This window comes from Laspinema palackyanum D2c (assembly GCF_025370875.1).
Classification (GTDB): domain Bacteria; phylum Cyanobacteriota; class Cyanobacteriia; order Cyanobacteriales; family Laspinemataceae; genus Laspinema; species Laspinema palackyanum.
Genome location: NZ_JAMXFD010000005.1, coordinates 70,053 through 87,627, shown reverse-complemented (window position 1 = coordinate 87,627; position 17,575 = coordinate 70,053). Strand labels below are relative to the sequence as shown.

At 47.8% G+C, this 17,575-nt stretch carries 11 protein-coding genes; 3 read left to right on the top strand and 8 right to left on the bottom strand.

The genetic code is table 11. The annotated features are described in order from the left end of the window. Positions 1 to 33: 33 nt before the first annotated feature. The 8 genes from NG795_RS08580 to NG795_RS08545 form a co-directional block, all read right to left on the bottom strand. The gene (locus tag NG795_RS08580) at positions 34 to 1,857 is read right to left on the bottom strand and encodes an IucA/IucC family protein (protein WP_367288242.1); all 1,824 of its coding nucleotides are present in this window, start codon (positions 1,855 to 1,857) and stop codon (positions 34 to 36) included. Between the two features lie 33 nt (positions 1,858 to 1,890). After that, complete coding sequence (locus tag NG795_RS08575; protein WP_367288241.1) at positions 1,891 to 3,114, bottom strand: MFS transporter; 1,224 nt, start codon at positions 3,112 to 3,114, stop codon at positions 1,891 to 1,893. After that, positions 3,114 to 4,415, bottom strand: a complete 1,302-nt coding sequence (locus tag NG795_RS08570; protein ID WP_367288240.1) for a lysine N(6)-hydroxylase/L-ornithine N(5)-oxygenase family protein — start codon at positions 4,413 to 4,415, stop codon at positions 3,114 to 3,116. The genes NG795_RS08575 and NG795_RS08570 overlap by 1 nt, the downstream gene beginning before the upstream one ends. After that, on the bottom strand, positions 4,412 to 5,002 hold the full coding sequence (locus tag NG795_RS08565) for a GNAT family N-acetyltransferase (RefSeq protein ID WP_367288239.1): 591 nt from the start codon (positions 5,000 to 5,002) through the stop codon (positions 4,412 to 4,414). Before NG795_RS08565 ends, NG795_RS08570 begins: the two co-directional genes overlap by 4 nt. Before the next feature lie 172 nt (positions 5,003 to 5,174). Continuing rightward, positions 5,175 to 7,004: an IucA/IucC family protein gene (locus NG795_RS08560; RefSeq protein WP_367288238.1), complete on the bottom strand. Its 1,830-nt coding sequence runs from the start codon at positions 7,002 to 7,004 to the stop codon at positions 5,175 to 5,177. A gap of 25 nt (positions 7,005 to 7,029) precedes the next feature. Beyond that, complete coding sequence (locus tag NG795_RS08555) at positions 7,030 to 8,550, bottom strand: pyridoxal phosphate-dependent decarboxylase family protein (RefSeq protein WP_367288237.1); 1,521 nt, start codon at positions 8,548 to 8,550, stop codon at positions 7,030 to 7,032. Further along, positions 8,550 to 9,998, bottom strand: a complete 1,449-nt coding sequence (locus NG795_RS08550; RefSeq protein WP_436836041.1) for an aspartate aminotransferase family protein — start codon at positions 9,996 to 9,998, stop codon at positions 8,550 to 8,552. Before NG795_RS08550 ends, NG795_RS08555 begins: the two co-directional genes overlap by 1 nt. A gap of 248 nt (positions 9,999 to 10,246) precedes the next feature. Further along, positions 10,247 to 12,739, bottom strand: coding sequence for a TonB-dependent receptor domain-containing protein (locus NG795_RS08545; protein ID WP_367288236.1), 2,493 nt, complete (start codon positions 12,737 to 12,739; stop codon positions 10,247 to 10,249). A gap of 840 nt (positions 12,740 to 13,579) precedes the next feature. On the opposite strand from NG795_RS08545, the gene NG795_RS08540 reads away from it, so the two are divergent. The 3 genes from NG795_RS08540 to guaA all read left to right on the top strand — a co-directional run bounded on the left by NG795_RS08540 (position 13,580) and on the right by guaA (position 17,478). Continuing rightward, the gene (locus NG795_RS08540; protein ID WP_367288235.1) at positions 13,580 to 15,355 is read left to right on the top strand and encodes a DUF3352 domain-containing protein; all 1,776 of its coding nucleotides are present in this window, start codon (positions 13,580 to 13,582) and stop codon (positions 15,353 to 15,355) included. Between the two features lie 120 nt (positions 15,356 to 15,475). Continuing rightward, a complete protein-coding gene (locus tag NG795_RS08535) occupies positions 15,476 to 15,643 on the top strand; it encodes a hypothetical protein (RefSeq protein ID WP_367288234.1) in 168 nt (55 codons plus the stop codon). A 200-nt stretch (positions 15,644 to 15,843) separates the two neighbouring features. Beyond that, on the top strand, positions 15,844 to 17,478 hold the full coding sequence (gene guaA, locus NG795_RS08530; RefSeq protein ID WP_436836040.1) for a glutamine-hydrolyzing GMP synthase: 1,635 nt from the start codon (positions 15,844 to 15,846) through the stop codon (positions 17,476 to 17,478). Positions 17,479 to 17,575: the final 97 nt, after the last annotated feature.

Here is a 17,575-nt window from a genome sequence, read left to right as displayed (position 1 = left end):
TGAAACCTAACGCCGGTGGGGGTCGGTGCTTTTTTAAAAACCAATTTTCACCGGGTCCTCCGCCACTTCATATAAGGCATTGGTGACGGTTCCGAAAGCAGAAGCATGAGGGCGATCGCCATCGTCGGCATAGCCGTAAGTAATTAACCGATTGCGATTTAAGCACAGTTTGGTAAACTTCGGTGCAAGGAGATTGAACAATTCAAATCGTTCTTGCAATTCCGGGAAGCGATTTTGATAGTTCAAAATGGCTTGACGAACTTGTTTCCAAAAAGCCCGTTCCGGATAGTTATGATAGGTTTCCACAATATCGGATAAATACCGATGATGGCAAATAAACAATCCGGCAAAAATAAACTGGCAAAGTCCTTCCGGGGGTTCGGTGAGTAACACTGCCCGTAATTCTGGGGAAATGATATCTAATTCCGGCAGAGGATGCCGACTGATGTTGACATCATCTACAAAATCTTTCATTGCCAAGCGATGGGGTAGATGATTTTTGAGGACCAAAATCGTGTTTTCCCCATGTGGAGAAAAGACCACCCCATACCGATACAGGTAATGCAGCAGCGGCGGTAAGATGACATTAAATAGCTGTTCCAGCCATGCTTCCACTGTCAATCCTGATTTTTCAATCAGTTGGGAAATAAAGGGTTTGCCATTGCCATCGATATGAACTAATGCGGCTAAAGTGATGGGCTTTTCCTCGGGTTCGCAATAGGAAAGTACACTTTCTCGCCAGAGACAGCCCAGCATTTCTTTATATTGATAAGGTGCGCCTTGAAGTTCGGTATAGTAACAGCGATCGTAGTTGATGCTGGCAACTTCTCCCGGGAGAATCATCCGACATTCTTCCGATAAAAAAGGGTCGCGATCGCAGATGGATTTAACCAATTCCGTGACTTTGGGGGCAATCGCCGTTCGTTCTCCTGGCAGTCCCCGATAGACTAAGGTATTGAAAATACTCAGGGGTAATTTAACGTGACGTTTTTGGGTATTGCTGATATTGACAAAGGTGCGGATTGACTGTTGAGGTAAATAGCAGTCCGGACTTTTTCCCAGAAAAATAATCCCTCCCGTAGCAATTTCTTCCGCATACAGGGATACTACGATATTATTCCACTGCCAATCATGAACCGGCATGAAGAAATAATCATCGGGATTGACTGAATGACTCTTTAGAATATTCTGAAATTCGGAAACCGTTGCTTCTCCTAATTCTTCTTGAATCAAAGTTGGATAATCTAGGGTTTGTACCCCATTAAATTGCGCGCGTTCTTTCAATACCGCAATCCAAGTCAGATGAATGGGTTGCTTGCTTTCGGGGGCATGGGCGAGATAATCATCATACCCAAACCCGATACGTCCCTTGTTAAATGTAATCCAAGGATGCCCTTCCATTTCCCCTTCTAACTGGGCATAATCCAACTCCAGTAAGTCAGTTTTTTGAGCTTCTTTCCGGGCATCCAAATGAGCATCTGCCAGTAAAGTATTGCTGAATTCTTTAATCAGATGTCCGGCAGTTTGTGCCGTCATTCCCACAGCGGTATGAGAATCGAGAACGAATTGGAAGGGATTTGTTGTAACTTCCCAGGCGGTTCCGTTCCACCGTTGAATTGATTCAACCTTGACCCGATAGCTATCAAATAACCGTTGTTTGGCTTCAAACTGATAGGCAATTCCTTCCGGCAAAGATAGTTTATATTGGGCGTCTGTCTCGCTAATTTGTTCGATGAGTTCCGGTTGGATAATTTCCTCATACATGAACTCTGATAGCATTTTTGCCAGTAACTTGGCGCTAACTTTTTCCCAGCGTTGGGGTTGTAAGGCTTGGTTGAGAGTTGCTAAATTTTCCATTGGTTTTACTTCCTTAAATTAATCATTGACTCGTTATCTCTTAGCCCCCGCTGGGGGGCTTTGTTCCTCAATCCCCACCGGAATCGGTTGAGGGAATCCGCCGAAAATTGTCCATTTGGCAAAGGCTAAATTTGCCAAACAAATTGCTGCTGCAACCCAGAGGGGGGCGGCTAAACTAAAGCTACTCACCACCCAAGATGCCAGCAAGGGCGCAGACAAATGACCCAAGTTTGCAAAAGACATGGCAAGACTGTAGTTAAAATGCAGGCGATCGCTGCTACTATTCCCAAATAATCTCAGTTCTAAAGTTGCCTGAGTCACGGCTAAACAAAAGCCATAAACGATTCGGGCAAGCACAACAATTCCCAGAGAGTTGGTCCAACCTTGCAGGAATAGAGTCGCGGCTAATACCGCAATTCCTATTAAATAAATCGAACTGAGACGTTCCGATTTACAAAATTTACGGATGTAAGGTAAAGCCGCGATCGCCATCACGCTGGGAATCATAAACAGATAGCTACTTGCCACCAAATCCACATTAAATTTTTCGGGTTGGGTGACATAAGCGGTAAAAAAGGGACGCACTAAATTATTGGCCAGTTGAAAGGTTAAAATTACCAAGCCAATGGCAACCATAAACCCCCATTGATTGCCAATTTTACCCGTAGCAGTTTCCGATTTTTCCGGCTGGCGAGTGGATACCTTTCTCAGGATGAATAAACAGAGACAGAATTGGAATAAATCCGCTGCGGCAACCCCATAAAATAGCCGCAAAGGTGTCTCTAAATTCACCATCCAAGCCCCGGCGATCGTCCCAGCAACAATGGCCCCATGAAATACCGCTTGATAGGTTCCGGCTATAGCGGATTGCCGTTCTTTCCCTGCCAGTTGAATAATTAAAGGATAGACTAACAGGTAAGAACTTTTGAACAACAGCAAACAAATCGTATAGGCGAGAAACTGATTTGCACTGGTACTGGTTGCCATCAATGCTGTCATCACCACGGCCCCCAATTGACCCGCATAAAGGAGATATTTAACCTCCAAAAAGCGGGCTAAAAATCCCCATGCGGGCGCACAGATGACCACGGTTAGCCGACAGACAAAGATGTAAAAGCCGGTATAGGCTAAATCCTCCACCCCAAACACTTTACTGAAAAATTGGGGATAGAATGGCGAGAGTAAAACCTCGGAAAAAATCGCGAGGAATACACATAAAAAGAGTGCGCTAAATCCGAGGGATTTTTCAACTTTCATCAAGCGACACCGAACTGCTGAAAGACATTGCGGCGATCGACTCGATAAACGCTTTCACCGAGAAGGGTATTAATAATTACCGAGTTGCGATAACAGCCTAATCCTAAATCCGGTGCACCTACGCCATGACTATGCAATTCGCCATTTTGCACAAAAATTTGATTAGGAATATCTTGGGTTAATGCCAGTCGGTAATCCAGGTTGACCCCATAGCGATTCTTGTCATCCCAACGAATCAAATCCCGAATCCCTTCAATACAGTTGGGAATTGCATGATCATACCCCGTGGCGAGAATAATGCAGTCGGTTTCATGGGTAAGGCGAGTCTCTTGTTGGCGATGTCGGTATCCCAAAATAAAGCGATCGCCTACGGATTCGACTTCCTTCACTTCCACCAGGGAAAGTAACTTAACATCCGGTTGATTGCCACACACCGAACGTTCATACAGCAAATCGTAAATATCGGCAATAGTTTTGGCACTAATGCCTTTATAAAGCAAGTTTTGCTGAGAGAGAACCATATCCCGTTTTTGCGGAGGTAAGGCGTAGAAATAATTCGTATAATCTGGGGAAAAATGTTCTAACCCCAGCTTGGAATATTCCATCGGGAAGAATCCAGACGATCGCGTGTGCCATTCCAGGTGATAACCATAACCTGGCTGTTCCTGCAACAGTTCATAAAACACTTCCCCCGCACTTTGTCCCGAACCAATTACGGTAATGGATTGAGATTCCCGACAGCGATCGCGCTTGTGCAGAAACTCGGCAGAATGAAAGACTTTCTCAGAATGAACCGTTCTAAAACAGGGGGGAACTTGAGGAATACTTCCCACGCCTACGACTAAATGCCGCGTATTGTAGGTTAAAACAGCCCCGGTTTCAATCTGGCGAACTTGCACCTGATAATAACTCTCAGTCCCGGTATTTTCCCAGGTAATTTCTTCCACTCGTTGTCCAAATTGACAACAGTCTAACTGTTGTGCCACCCACTGACAATAGTGGTTATATTCCTGGCGGGGAATATGAAAATTTTCGTAAAAATAGAAATGGTACAGACGAGAATGTGCCTGGAGATAGTTGAGAAAACTATAGGGACTGGTGGGGTCTGCCATCGTCACCAAATCCGCCAAAAAAGGCACTTGAATCGTACAGCCTTCGATGAGTAATCCCGAATGCCATTGAAACTTTGTTTTTTGTTCTAGGAACAGAGATTTAACCCCTGTGGGGGCTAAAAGGGCCGCTAATCCTAAATTAAACGGTCCAATTCCTACGCCGATAATATCGTAAAGGGGTTCTATCATGATTCCCACTTCTCCATAAAGCGATCGCGACTGCAAAACATCAAAGCGGCTTGTTTATCCGGTAATGTAATTTCCCGCTGAAATTCAAACCCACACCGTTCAAAAACATGAATCATTTTTTGATTGCGGATATCCGGTTCGGTGACAATTTTTTGAGTCTGCAAATGCTGCAACTGAAACGCCGTCATTGCCTTTAACAACGGTAAGGCATAGCCTTTCCCCAGATAATCTGGTTCGCCAATTAATAAATGAATTCCCTGGTCCTCTGGATGGGGTTGATAACAGTTGGCAATGATATCGTCCTTTGTCCAATAGGACTCCCAATAACTCATGGGAACCCCATCCAAATATCCAATATAGAGTGTTTGATGGGTATCTGCGATCGCCCGTTCCAAATGCGACTGCATTTTATCCAACTCTAACCCTAAATTCCAAAAGGGAATCACATGAGGTTGATTCATCCAGTTATGAATTCGGGTTAAATCTTCCCCTAACTGCACCTCGCGAAATGCAATGGTTTTATCCAGGGTTGAGTCATAGTTCTGGTAAGCAAACTCTGGCTTTTTTTCTACCTGTGTTGATGCCATAATGTTCTCGGTATTCTTCCATTCTTACGTCACCACGTTTGTAGTAACCCCTTCAAGGGTTGCCTAAAGATGACTCCTAAAGGAGTCACTACGAACGTTTGTAGTCAAAGTTTGTAGTAACCCCTTCAGGGGTTATCTTAAGATGACTCCTAAAGGAGTCACTACGAACGTTTTATAAACCCGCAACCAATGGGTTATCTAACCCCACATAAACCGATTGGGTTGCCAAAGAACCGACTAATTCATCCATATCATGAAATCGGGTTAGCAAATTGGCTTTACAGCGTAACTTGGGCTGAGATAAATTCTCTAAAATATTTGACCCGTTGGTATTCATGGTTTTTGCCTGTTCTAACACTTGGCGCAACTCAGCCAGCAAGACGGTTTCATCTACTAATCCCGCTACTCCAAACCCATTAATCAATCCAAACAAATTGTTTTGGAAGAAATAATAAGCCAAGCGTTCATCGGCTACCGCATCATCGCAGACGGTTTGACTTTTCTCTCCAATCCCGGGCAAAATCGTGTTGAGATGTTCATAACAAGACTGACGGAAATAATACCCTTGGTTGTCCCGATAGTAAAACCGTTCCGGATATCCATCCGCTAACTGCACCACACTATTTTGCTGATGCGCTTCTACTGCAATTCCGTGGGTAAAGTACAGCCAGAGAATCGGTTGTAAAGAAATTTTTAAGTAGCGACGGAACCAATCTAAACTCACCGCTGATAAGGTACGGTTTTCTTGTTTGGCTAACGTTTTAATCAGATTCGCCAGACGGGAACCATCGCCATAAATTGAATCTTGACAGAGGGAACTAATGCAGGTGGCATCGGTTGCCGGATTGGTTTGAAAGGGATTTTGTCGCAGAATGGTGGCAAAAGCGGGTAGGGGTTCGCCGTTGAATTGCACTGCTAGAAATGCCGGGTCCCGAATGATATCAAATTGAGGATGATTCTGCCGCAATTCTTCCCCGATCGCACCCGCTAAAATTTGATGGACTTCCACACTGCGTTCCAACTCTTTATAGAGATTCATTCGCACTGAGTTGGTAATCTTCACATTGAGGGACAGTTTGAACATGAATGCCGCATCAGAATGATAAACCGTGCGAATGGAAGAGGTGGGCAAAAATGCTCGTCCCTGGGGTCCTAAATCTTCGATTAACCCCTGATTAAATAAGGTTTGTCCCACAGGTTGACGGCGCAAATACTGCGCTTGCCAAGGATGCAACGGCAGCAGGGAATAGTCATCCGGTTGGCAATACATCTGCTTAAATTCTTCAGACACTTGCGGATCGGCAATCAGTTCAGTTTTAATCAACTGCGTCGCCGTTTCTGGAAGTGCAGACCCTTCTAAAACAATCGAGGGATGCAGCCGAAAATAATGTAAGGGAAATTTTCCTTTTAATTCCGGGGAATAAATCGGTAAATCTTCATCCGCAAACCCTTGACGACTTTTGGGAGTGGGATGCAACAAATGCCCAAAAATTAAGGCTTGTTCTGTTTCCCCAAAGGTGCTATGAAACCCGGTAAGAATTTCCGCATCCCGACGCCGATCGCGCACGAATTGTTCGATATTGCGGCAACTTTGCACCACGCGCAACAGCAGTTCATCTTGGGACCCATTGCTATGATTCGCCAAGGCTAATTCTTTGCTAAACAGGGCAACTAATGTCACATAATCCAGTTCTAACAGTTGCGATTTTCCCGCCATTTGATAATAGAGCGGAAATTCAAAACAATGCCGTCCGGTGGGAGAAAAATAGCGGACTCCCGCCTTGACTTCTATCCCTTGATGGGGTAAGGAACAACAGAGAATTTGTGTAGATTCCAGGCGCGTTTGCAGTTCCGGATACTCTTCCCGACTGGCAACTTTGCCGCTGCCGGTTTCTTTCAGATAACAATTCAAAAAACTTTGAATTGTAGCGCGATCGGCAATTTGTTTATCCGTCAAATTGAGGTTTTGTCCTCGATTAATTACGGTCAGTTGTTGCATCATTTTTATGGGGTTTAGGTAAGGTTGGTTAGTTTGACAAAGACAAACTGAATTCAGTCCCGACTTGCTTTACTCTATCGAGAATTTTCCCAATATCAGCCCGGGTTGTCCGAGGATTAAGCAAGGTAAATTTGAGATAAGTTTTATCGGCAATACAAGTTTGCGCGAGAACCACTTCCCCCCCTTGCAGTAAGGTGAAGCGAATTTGAGAATTAATCCAGTTATCCTGGTCTTTTTTCTCAGAACTGTAGCGAAAAACTACGGCATTTAGGGTTGGAATAGTAGCGAGTTCTAATTGGGAGTCAGCGCGAATCATTTCGCCTGCTGCTGCTGCAATTTCAATAGTGGTTTCTATCATTTCGCCAAACTTTGCTCGTCCCAAGGTTTGTAACGACATCCAAAGTTTTAGGGCATCAAATCGGCGAGTGGTTTGGATAGATTTTGTAACTAAATCTGGAATTCCCTCGGCTTCGTTGGTTTCGGGGTTGAGATAATCGGCGTGGAGTTTCATTAAGTCAAAATTTGACTTATCTTTGAGCAAAAATGCTCCACAACTAATCGGCTGATAAAATAACTTGTGAAAGTCTACAGTAATTGAATCTGCCAACTCAATTCCTGCCAGTTGGGGGCGATACCGATCGCTCATTACCAACGCCCCTCCATAGGCAGCATCAACGTGGAACCACAGTCCGTTTTCTTGAGCAATTTCTGCTAGAGTAACCAACGGATCAATACTGCCAAAATCCGTGGTTCCGACGGTTGCAACGATGGCGATCGCCCTTAACCCTTGGGACTGTAATTCAGCTAATTTCACCCGAACTGCATCAGGAGATAATCGGTAATTTTCGTCCGTCTCTACGGGAATCACCGCTTTTTCTCCCAATCCCAATAAGGCACAAGATTGGCGAATCGTAAAATGCGCCACATCCGAACATAAAATTCGCCATTGATGCGCTTGTGGGGGTAATCCTTGCTGCTGAATCGACCAATTTAATGTCTGTTTAGCATAGCGATCGCGCGCCAGCAACATCCCCATAAAATTGGACTGGGTTCCGCCACTGGTGAAGATGCCATCCGCTGCCGCATCATAGCCAAATTCACTGCATAACCAGTTGGTTAACTGCTGTTCTAATACAGTCGCCGCAGGACTTTGATCCCAGGAATCCATCGATTGATTGGTTGCCGAAATCAACACCTCTGCCGCTAACGCCGGAATCAGGGGAGGACAATGTAAATGTGCGATACAGCGCGGATGGGTGACAACCACGGAATGCGCGATCGCCTTCTCCCCCACCTTCTTAAGAATTTCTCCTAATAACTGGGGATTCTGCGGACAAATCTCTGTCCCTGCCAACCCTGCCACCAACTCAATCGGTGTTGCGCCACTATAGGGCTGTTTCTGACTGGCAAACTGGCGAATCACCTCCGCTGCCGCATCCGCGATCGCCTGCCGATAAGCCTCGATACTTCCCTCAGAATCCGTCAGAAAACAGCCATCCCACCGCCGATCCTCCGACGCGATCGCCCCTTTTTGTTCTACCTCTAACATTAGCTTACCTCTGCTAACTGTGCCGATAGTTGCCCTTCCGCTGCCTTCACCGCTGCGGCGAATATCTCACAAACCTGGTCAATTTGCTCGGCAGTGATAATCAAGGGCGGCAAAAACCGGACTACGGACCCATGACGACCCCCCAATTCCAGAATCAACCCCCGACTCAGGCATTCCGATTGGATGCGCCGCGCCAGTAAGGGATGGGCTGGATAACTGCCGCGATCGCAGGCTGTGGCGTCGGTATTCACGATTTCCACCCCCACCATTAAGCCCCGTCCACGCACCTCACCGATACAACGAGAATCCCCTTGTAACTGCCGCAAATGACCCATCAGGCGATCGCCCAATTCATGGGCCCGATCGACTAAGCCAAAATCCTGAATGTACCGCAGAGTCGCCAATCCTGCCGCCATCGCCATTTGATTGCCTCGGAATGTTCCCGCGTGTGCGCCAGGAGACCATTGATCCAAATCTTTGTGATACAACACCACCGATAAGGGCAAACTCCCCCCGATCGCCTTGGATAACAACACCACATCGGGAACAATTCCGGCGTGTTCAAAGGCATAGAGTTTTCCGGTGCGACCCCACCCCGTCTGAATTTCATCCACAATCAGGGGGATGCCGCGATCTCGGGTAATCCGGCGGATCTCTCTCACCCAGCGATCGGGCGCTGGAATCGCCCCGCCTTCCCCTTGGACCATTTCCAGAATCATCCCGGCAGGGGGTGTAATCCCACTTTCTGGGTCCGTGAGAATATGCTCAATATAATGGCTGCTGAGGCGATGTCCGAACTCACCTCCGATACCAAACGGACAGCGATAATTATAGGGATAGGGGAGAAAATGAACCTCCGGCATCAAATTTGCAACTTGCTCTTTGGGTGCAAGGTTTCCCGTCAAACTGAGCGCCCCATGCGTCATCCCATGATAACCGCCGTGAAACGAGAGCATACTCCGCCGTCCCGTTGCTGTCTTGACTAGCTTGACCGCCGCTTCCGTGGCGTCCGCCCCTGTCGGTCCACAAAACTGGATGCGGGCATTCCGGGCAAACCCTGCGGGTAAACTAGCAAACAACTCTTCTACAAACTGGTCTTTAACCGGCGTTGTTAGGTCCAATGTATGCAAGGGAAGACTACTATCGAGCACCTCTCGCATGGCGGCGATCGCCACGGGATGATTATGTCCCAATGCCAGGGTTCCTGCCCCTGCTAAACAATCTAAATACTGATTGCCATCGGTATCGGTAATAAAGACTCCTTTCGCTTCCCGAATGGCGATGGGAATCCGCCGAGGATAACTGCGGGCGTTGGATTCTCGCTGTGCCTGCCGGTTTAAATACTGTTGCGACTCATTTCCAGGTAATGAAGTTGAGTAAGCAGCCCTTGGGAGTAAGGTAATGTTCGGTTCCTGGTCGTGAAAGCCTTTATCAATGTGATTTACCACGGTTTGACCCCTCTGATTTGTTGGACAGAATGCTAAACAGTAATTGAGAGTAATTTTCAATTGTGACTTAGCATACTACTCTTGAGAAAATTTAGCAATAGCTAGAGAAAGTTTTTTTGAAAATTTCTTAGGATCAACCCGAATGCTGATGGGGTAAGGTTTTGAGCTGATTGTGGGAATGCGATCGCCGATGAACCTGTTCTGATTCATCGGCGATCGCAATTCACTGGGTTACCGTTCCTCCCCCCTTACCAATTGAAAGAATAGCCTAAACGAATGCTTCTCCCTCGCGCTGCTGTATAGCCGGTGTCCAACCCTTGCAATTGAGAAACTACCGGAAAATACTCCGTATTTAATAAATTCTCTACCCCCAAAACGAGACGACCCCGGCCAATATTCAAACTACTGATGAAATCCAAAGTAATGTAACTATCAACTTCTCCCAAACCAAAAGCTTGACCCGTGGGATTCCGAGTTCCAGAATACAACGCTTGGAGACGATTGCGCCATCCAGGAAGGGATTCATTTTCCAGATAAGCCGTAATTTTTATCGGTGAAATCCGAAACCCATTTAAGGGAGATTCATAGTCCCCATTCTCATTAAAATCTGCACCGCCTTCACTCCAAGTGAACGAAGTTCCTAATGCCCATGCATCACTGGGTTGGGCATCCAGGGCAAATTCTACCCCATACACTCGTTCCGGTGCACGGACGATTTCGTAATTTTCTTGGTTAAAGCTGGTGCCGAGATTGGACGTATTATAAAATCCAGCTAGGGACGCTTGCATTCGGTCATAATTTCCGCGAATGCCGATTTCGTAGTTGTTGACTTTTTGCGCTTCTGGATTGAGTTGCTCAACCGTAAATCCAGCCGGTGCACTTCGCAGGACAAACCCGACATCAGCGATAGAAAATCCTTGAGAAAACCCGGCAAAAAGGCTGATTCTTTCCGTGGGATAAACCACGCCACCCACATTAAAAACTGTAGCATTATAATCGAGTTCGCCGCCTTCAATTGGGTTTCCGGCGAGGGTGGTGTAATCATTCACATCCACCGTAATTCGTTCGTGACGCACCCCACCTCGCAGCACCAGCAGATCGCTGACATTCCATTTGAGTTGGGCGAATAATCCTACATTATTCTGTCGCTGTAACGGTGCCCAGGTGCGATTTCCGATTTTGTTATAAACCAGTCCGCTACTGTTATCAAAGGCCAGCGGATCAAAGATAGAAACCGGCTGTTCGGTATTTTCCCGAACTAAATCCACTCCCCAAAGTAAATTGGCTCGCTCTGCATCAACGATTGGCGTATCAATTTGCAACCTTGCGCCGTATTTTTCCGATTCGACTCGGGATTGGAATATTGTATTTCCCAAATTGGCAAAAGTGCGGGCATCAAAAGGAAAGAAGCGGGTAAAGTAATCCCGATAGTAAATCTGCCCCTGAACGCTGCTGCCCAAGATATCATCGTGAGTATAGTCCAGACTCGCATTGAGATTCTCGGTTTTTTGCGATTCGTCTAGGTCCAGTCCTCGACGTGCTCGCGATTGTTGTCGTCCGGGAATAGTATTAACAATTGGATCGCTGGTGTAATCGGTATCTTGATTATCCCGAAAGTAATTCAACGTCAGTTGGAGGCGTTGGGAGTCGGTAAAGTTGACGCCGACTTTGCTCAATAGATTGAGAGTATTGGTATCACTGAGTCCCCCTTGACCGTTAGGATCTGGAGGAATGCGATCGCCCTGAGCATCGAACTGGGCACCGGAGTTGCTAAACGAGCCATTCAAGGCAAAATCAAAATTTCCAAAATTTCCGGAAAAAGATTGTTGGATATTCTGTCCAAAGGTCTCACCTATATTGGTCGGAAAGGCATTGAGATCTACCGTGGTTTCCGCTTGCAGTCCCTCGCCTCTTCCCCGCTTAGTAATAATATTAATCACCCCGCCGGTTGCGCCATCGCCATAAATCGCCGTCGGTCCTCGTAGCACTTCCACCCGTTCGATCGCCGAGGGGTCAATAGTCCGTAAATCCCGGGATGCGTTGCGGTTCGTAGACTGCGGTACTCCATCAATAATCACACTAATATTCCGACCCCGCAAGGTTTGGCCGAAGTTACTCGCACTTTGAGTCCCCACAGACAATCCCGGGACTTCTTGAGAGAGAATGGTTCCCAAATCTCGCGTCAGTCGGGTTTGTTCTTCGATTCGTTCTTCCCCCACCACGGAAATTGATGCCGGAATGTCTGTGACTCGTTCAGCGATCCGGGTCGCCGTCACAATCAGTTCAATAATCTCCGCATCCGCAGGTACAGTCTCAGACTCCGTTTCTGGGGATGTTTCTGTGGGTGGGGGTGGAACGGTTACGGTTTCCGCAGAGGGGGTAACCCGCAATCCAATTTGTCCATTTTCAACCACCAAATCGGTTAATGGGACTGCGTTTGTGCCGGTTACGGTGACTCGCACTTGGTTTCCTTCCCCTGCTGTCACGGCGATCGCGCTAATCCCTTCAATGGGATTAGCGGCCAGAAAATTTTCCCCACCGGGTAAGCGTAATTGGGCGTTGACAATATCAGCAATAAACGTTTCCCCGTCCTGAGAGGTCAACACTTCCGGCGTTCCTCCCGATAGGGTTTGTAACACCACCTCCACGCCGGTTGGGGTTTGATTGAGGCGAACCCCGGTAATTAGCGACACCTGTGCAGACACGGGACCCGCTGCGACGAGGGCAATCGTGCTTGCCATCCATAGACTATTGAATAAATGCTCTTGTCTCACACGCTCTCCTTAAACCCCAATCTCTAGCATTGCGATCGCTCTTTTGTCTCCATCCCACTTTCCCGGTTGGGTCTGAGACCCTCTCCCTTGACCCGCTACTTGGGGATGCTGTGGGCGAGACTTCATCGACCGAATCTTTAAAGTGAATCAAGGATCCAGGGCAATCTCTGGATTTTGACCGAACTCATCATACGTTTATTGAGAGTAATATTCAATAGGTTAAAAATATTTTTTTGACAAGTTCAGACTTGGCAATCCCCCTCGTTTCCAGGGATAAATCCGTTAAACCTTTATAAATCAAGAGTTTGCAGAGTTTTGGAAAGCCCAGTCCGTTCTGGCAAAAATCCCCTTGCCCCTTCCTAGATAAGTCTCAAAACTCCTACTGTACAAGCATTTTAAGAATTTATGACTTTTTTTAACTCCCTCTGCCTCATCTGGCCTCTATTGACAAAATTATGAAGTAATCTTGCCAATCTATGATATTATTTTCCATTTTCTTGCCAGTTTATTGACAATAGTTATAAATAGATGAGGGCAATCAGGTTGATGAACCTGGGCCAGATTAGGGAGCCACCGGCACCGGACGGAGTATCCTGGAAAGAGTCCCTCGGGTGTCGAGCGATCGCAACTGGGAATCGGAGATGATACGGAATAAGAAAAAACCCACACCCTCAAGGGTGGGGCTATACGGACAAAGCCTGCCTCCGCAGGCTGAAGAGAAGATCGACGCTCACCCGGTAACCTACCCGCCCTGCAAACCCGATAAACTAATCGGTAAACTCCCGTTACGCTTAACTCTTATAGATAATGATGAACCGAAACTTATTTTTCACGGTGTTAGGGGCAGTGGCCCTGGTCCTCTGCCTCCTCGGTGCCGGGGGCTTCTATGAAATCCTCGCCACCGGACCCGTCGCCTTATTGCGGGAACCCGTCCAAACCCGAGTCGAGGCGGCGATGTTTGTCCCACGACAAGCGCCCCTGATGACCTCTCTCTTAGTCAATGTGGACAAATTAGAGGATGTGGGACGATTGGCAGTCGCCCCCAAATTGCGGGGTCAAGTCCGAGAGGAATTTGACAAGATTAAAAAGGGTGTCCTCGCCAATACAGATTTAAACTATCACAAGGATATTGAACCTTGGCTAGGGGATGAAATTACCTTTGCCGTCACCAGTTCCGACTTCGATCGCGAACAGGGGAATGGACGGCAAGCGGGGTATCTACTGGCAGTGGAAACGAAAAGTCCTCAACGTAGCCGGGATTTTTTAGAGGTATTGTGGTCCCAGAATGCCAGTAATGGGGTAGAGGTGGCCGTCGAAAATTATCAAGGGGTGAAGCTGATTTATCGCCAAACTCCTGGCGGTGCAGACTCTGAGGGAAATTGGTCCTCTGCGGTGGTGGGCGATCGCTTCGTGTTGTTTGCCAACCATCCGAAAGTGCTGCGGGATGCCATTAATAACGTCCAAGCTCAAAATCTCAGCCTCAAGGGAAATCCCGCCTATCAAGAGGCAGTCGCCAATATGGCATCTACGGGAATTGGACTCAGTTTTATCAACGTCGAGCAATTCACCGCCTGGATTAGCGATCGCCCTGGGGAAACCGGCCTCAAACCCCCCTCTGAGCGCGTCCTCAGTGCCGAAACCTCCCCCAGCTTAGGAATCGCCCTCGGCTTAAACCGCCAGGGATTGCTGGCCCATACCATCTGGAATGGCAGCACTTCCACCGAATGGGCGACGAGTTTACCGAGTTTATTGGGACCTGTCCAGGCATTGCAATATCTGCCGGAACAGACTGCCTTTGCCATTGCCGGTGCGGATTTGAATCAGTTATGGTTGGCCCTGGAAGAAGGATTTCCCGAATCGGGGGCGGTAGGCCAAATTCTGCGCCAACCTGTAGCAATGGTGCGCTCGCGCTGGGGATTAGATTTACCCGAGGCAATTTTTAACTGGGTGCAAGGGGAATATGCGATCGGTTTATTACCCCAATCCTCGGTCGAAAACGTGGATAATCCTGGATTGTCCTGGATTTTCGTTGCCCAGAAATCTGGGGACAGTGCGGTGAAAGGAATTGAACAATTAGATGCGATCGCCCAAGAACAAGGATTCAGTGTCGGGCCCGTCTCCTGGGGGAATCGCCCCATTTCCACCTGGAGCAAATTAACCACCAAACCCATCACCCGCAAATCAAAAGGGACCAAACCCTTGCAGATTGCCGCCGATATTCGCGCCGTGCATACGGAAATTGGGGCTTATGAGATTTTTGCCAGTTCTCTAGAAACCTTAACAGCGGCGATCGATGCGCCAACAACGGGTTCAATCGTGAGTAATCCTGACTTTCAGAGTGCGATCGCCCCCCTTCCCCAATCCAACTACGGCTATTTCTACTTAGATTGGTTGGCCTCTGAAGAGAGCTTAACCCAACGCTTCCCCATTCTGCGATTAGTCACCCTCGCCGGAAAACCCCTATTCCAGCGGTTACAGTCCATTTCCCTGAGTTCACCAGCACCGGCGATCGACCCCGGGATAGAAGTTCAGGCGGTCAAGGGGTCTCCCTTAGCTGACTTGTTTATTCGCCTGGGTTCCTGATCCAAACCGATAAACCGGCGGGGGATAAATCCCCCGCCTAACAGCTAAAGTCGGATAAATCCGACTAAGATGCGGGACATGAAATTGCAAGTTTCAGTCGGTTTTTAACCGACTTTAGCTATGAGGCGGGGGATTTATCCCCCGCCGGATCCGGCAACCGACCAACATCCCCATACCCGGACAACCGACCAACATCCCCATACCCGGACAACCGACCAACATCCCCATACCCGGACAACCGACCAACATCCCCACACCCGGACAACCGACCAACCGACGGTAGTTTAAACCGCCACCCGATCCTAAATTTTTCAGTAAAAAAAAAGCAAATAGAAGATGTAAAATTAACTTTAACCCTCCAATTTCAGGACTTACCACCCGAGGATATTTTTCAGGGGATGACCCAATCGTTAGAGTTCTGCTTTCTTCTGAGTAAGTCCTGAGTTCATAAATTTTCCGCCTACCACCCAACCCATTAGGATTGACCCGTGACGACTACCCAAACACCAACTCCACAAAGTCCAATTAGTGAGTCTGTCGAAGACCAACGCGATCGCCCATTGATTGACCGCGAGACCATTCTGATTTTAGACTTTGGCTCTCAGTATTCCGAACTAATTGCCCGTCGGATTCGTGAAACCCAGGTTTATTCTGAGGTTCTGTCCCATCGCACTGACGCGGCCACTTTACGAAAACTCAATCCCAAAGGGATTATCTTATCCGGGGGACCCAATTCCGTTTACGATGAAGGGGCTCCCCTGTGTGACCCGGAAATTTGGCAGCTAGGTATCCCGGTCCTCGGTGTCTGCTATGGAATGCAACTGATGGTGCAGCAGCTTGGGGGCCATGTGGCCCGGGCCGAACGCGCAGAATATGGTAAAGCATCGTTGTACATTGACGACCCCACGGATTTGCTCACCAACGTAGACGAAGGGTCCACCATGTGGATGAGTCATGGTGACTCGGTACTGCGGATGCCAGAAGGGTTTGAACGACTGGCGCACACCGAGAATACCGAATGTGCCGCCATTGCTAACCACGAGAAGCAATTATATGGCGTGCAGTTTCATCCGGAAGTGGTCCATTCCCAAGGGGGAATGCCCCTGATTCGCAATTTTGTTTATCATATTTGCGAATGCCAACCCACCTGGACGACGGCCACCTTTGTCGAAGAATCGATTAAAGACATTCGGGCTCAAGTCGGGGACCGTCGGGTATTATTGGCGTTATCTGGTGGGGTGGATTCCTCGACCTTAGCGTTCCTGTTGCACAAGGCGATCGGGGACCAACTGACCTGTATGTTCATCGATCAAGGGTTCATGCGGAAATATGAACCAGAACGCTTAGTCAAGCTGTTTCATGAACAGTTTCATATTCCGGTTGCCTATGTCAATGCGCGCGATCGCTTCCTGGCGCAAATTGAAGGCATTACCGACCCCGAAGAAAAGCGCAAACGGATTGGACATGAGTTCATCCGGGTGTTTGAAGAAGAATCCAAACGTCTGGGGCCCTTTGATTTTCTCGCCCAAGGCACTCTTTACCCTGACGTGATTGAGTCCGCAGATACCAGCATTCCCTCCCAACCGGGTCAACGGGTAGCGGTGAAAATCAAGAGTCATCACAACGTTGGGGGGTTACCGGACGACCTCTGTTTTAAATTGGTGGAACCCCTGCGGAAACTGTTTAAAGATGAAGTTCGCAAAGTCGGGCGATCGATTGGGTTACCCGAGGAAATTGTCCAACGTCACCCCTTCCCCGGTCCTGGGTTAGCGATTCGCATCCTCGGAGAAGTCACCGCAGAACGGTTAGATATCCTGCGAGATGCCGATTATGTGGTCCGTCAGGAAATTAATCGCCAGGGACTCTACCATGATTTTTGGCAAGCATTTGCCGTCTTGTTACCCATCCGCAGTGTGGGAGTCATGGGGGACCAACGGACTTATGCTTATCCCATCGTGTTGCGCTTAGTGTCCAGTGAAGATGGCATGACTGCAGATTGGTCTCGCGTTCCTTACGACTTATTGGAAACGATTTCTAACCGCATTGTCAATGAAGTGCGCGGGGTGAATCGGGTGGTTTATGACATCACCTCCAAACCGCCTGGAACTATCGAGTGGGAATAAACTACTTAAAGCTGAGTTATGCGGTTCGGAGTTTTTAAGAGGGCGAGACCACCCCGGTTGAGTCTCCCCCTGATGTAGAGAACTCAAATCAGACAAA

Bases quoted from the DNA above. Each gene is read 5' to 3' on its own strand.
- NG795_RS08535 (WP_367288234.1), top strand. From the start codon at position 15,476: ATGAGGCGGGGGATTTATCCCCCGCCGGATCCGGCAACCGACCAACAT.
- NG795_RS08565 (WP_367288239.1), bottom strand. From the start codon at position 5,002: ATGGCATCAACACAGGTAGAAAAAAAGCCAGAGTTTGCTTACCAGAAC.
- NG795_RS08545 (WP_367288236.1), bottom strand. From the start codon at position 12,739: ATGGCAAGCACGATTGCCCTCGTCGCAGCGGGTCCCGTGTCTGCACAG.
- NG795_RS08575 (WP_367288241.1), bottom strand. From the start codon at position 3,114: ATGAAAGTTGAAAAATCCCTCGGATTTAGCGCACTCTTTTTATGTGTA.
- NG795_RS08540 (WP_367288235.1), top strand. From the start codon at position 13,580: ATGATGAACCGAAACTTATTTTTCACGGTGTTAGGGGCAGTGGCCCTG.
- NG795_RS08560 (WP_367288238.1), bottom strand. From the start codon at position 7,004: ATGATGCAACAACTGACCGTAATTAATCGAGGACAAAACCTCAATTTG.
- NG795_RS08580 (WP_367288242.1), bottom strand. From the start codon at position 1,857: ATGGAAAATTTAGCAACTCTCAACCAAGCCTTACAACCCCAACGCTGG.
- NG795_RS08570 (WP_367288240.1), bottom strand. From the start codon at position 4,415: ATGATAGAACCCCTTTACGATATTATCGGCGTAGGAATTGGACCGTTT.
- NG795_RS08555 (WP_367288237.1), bottom strand. From the start codon at position 8,550: ATGTTAGAGGTAGAACAAAAAGGGGCGATCGCGTCGGAGGATCGGCGG.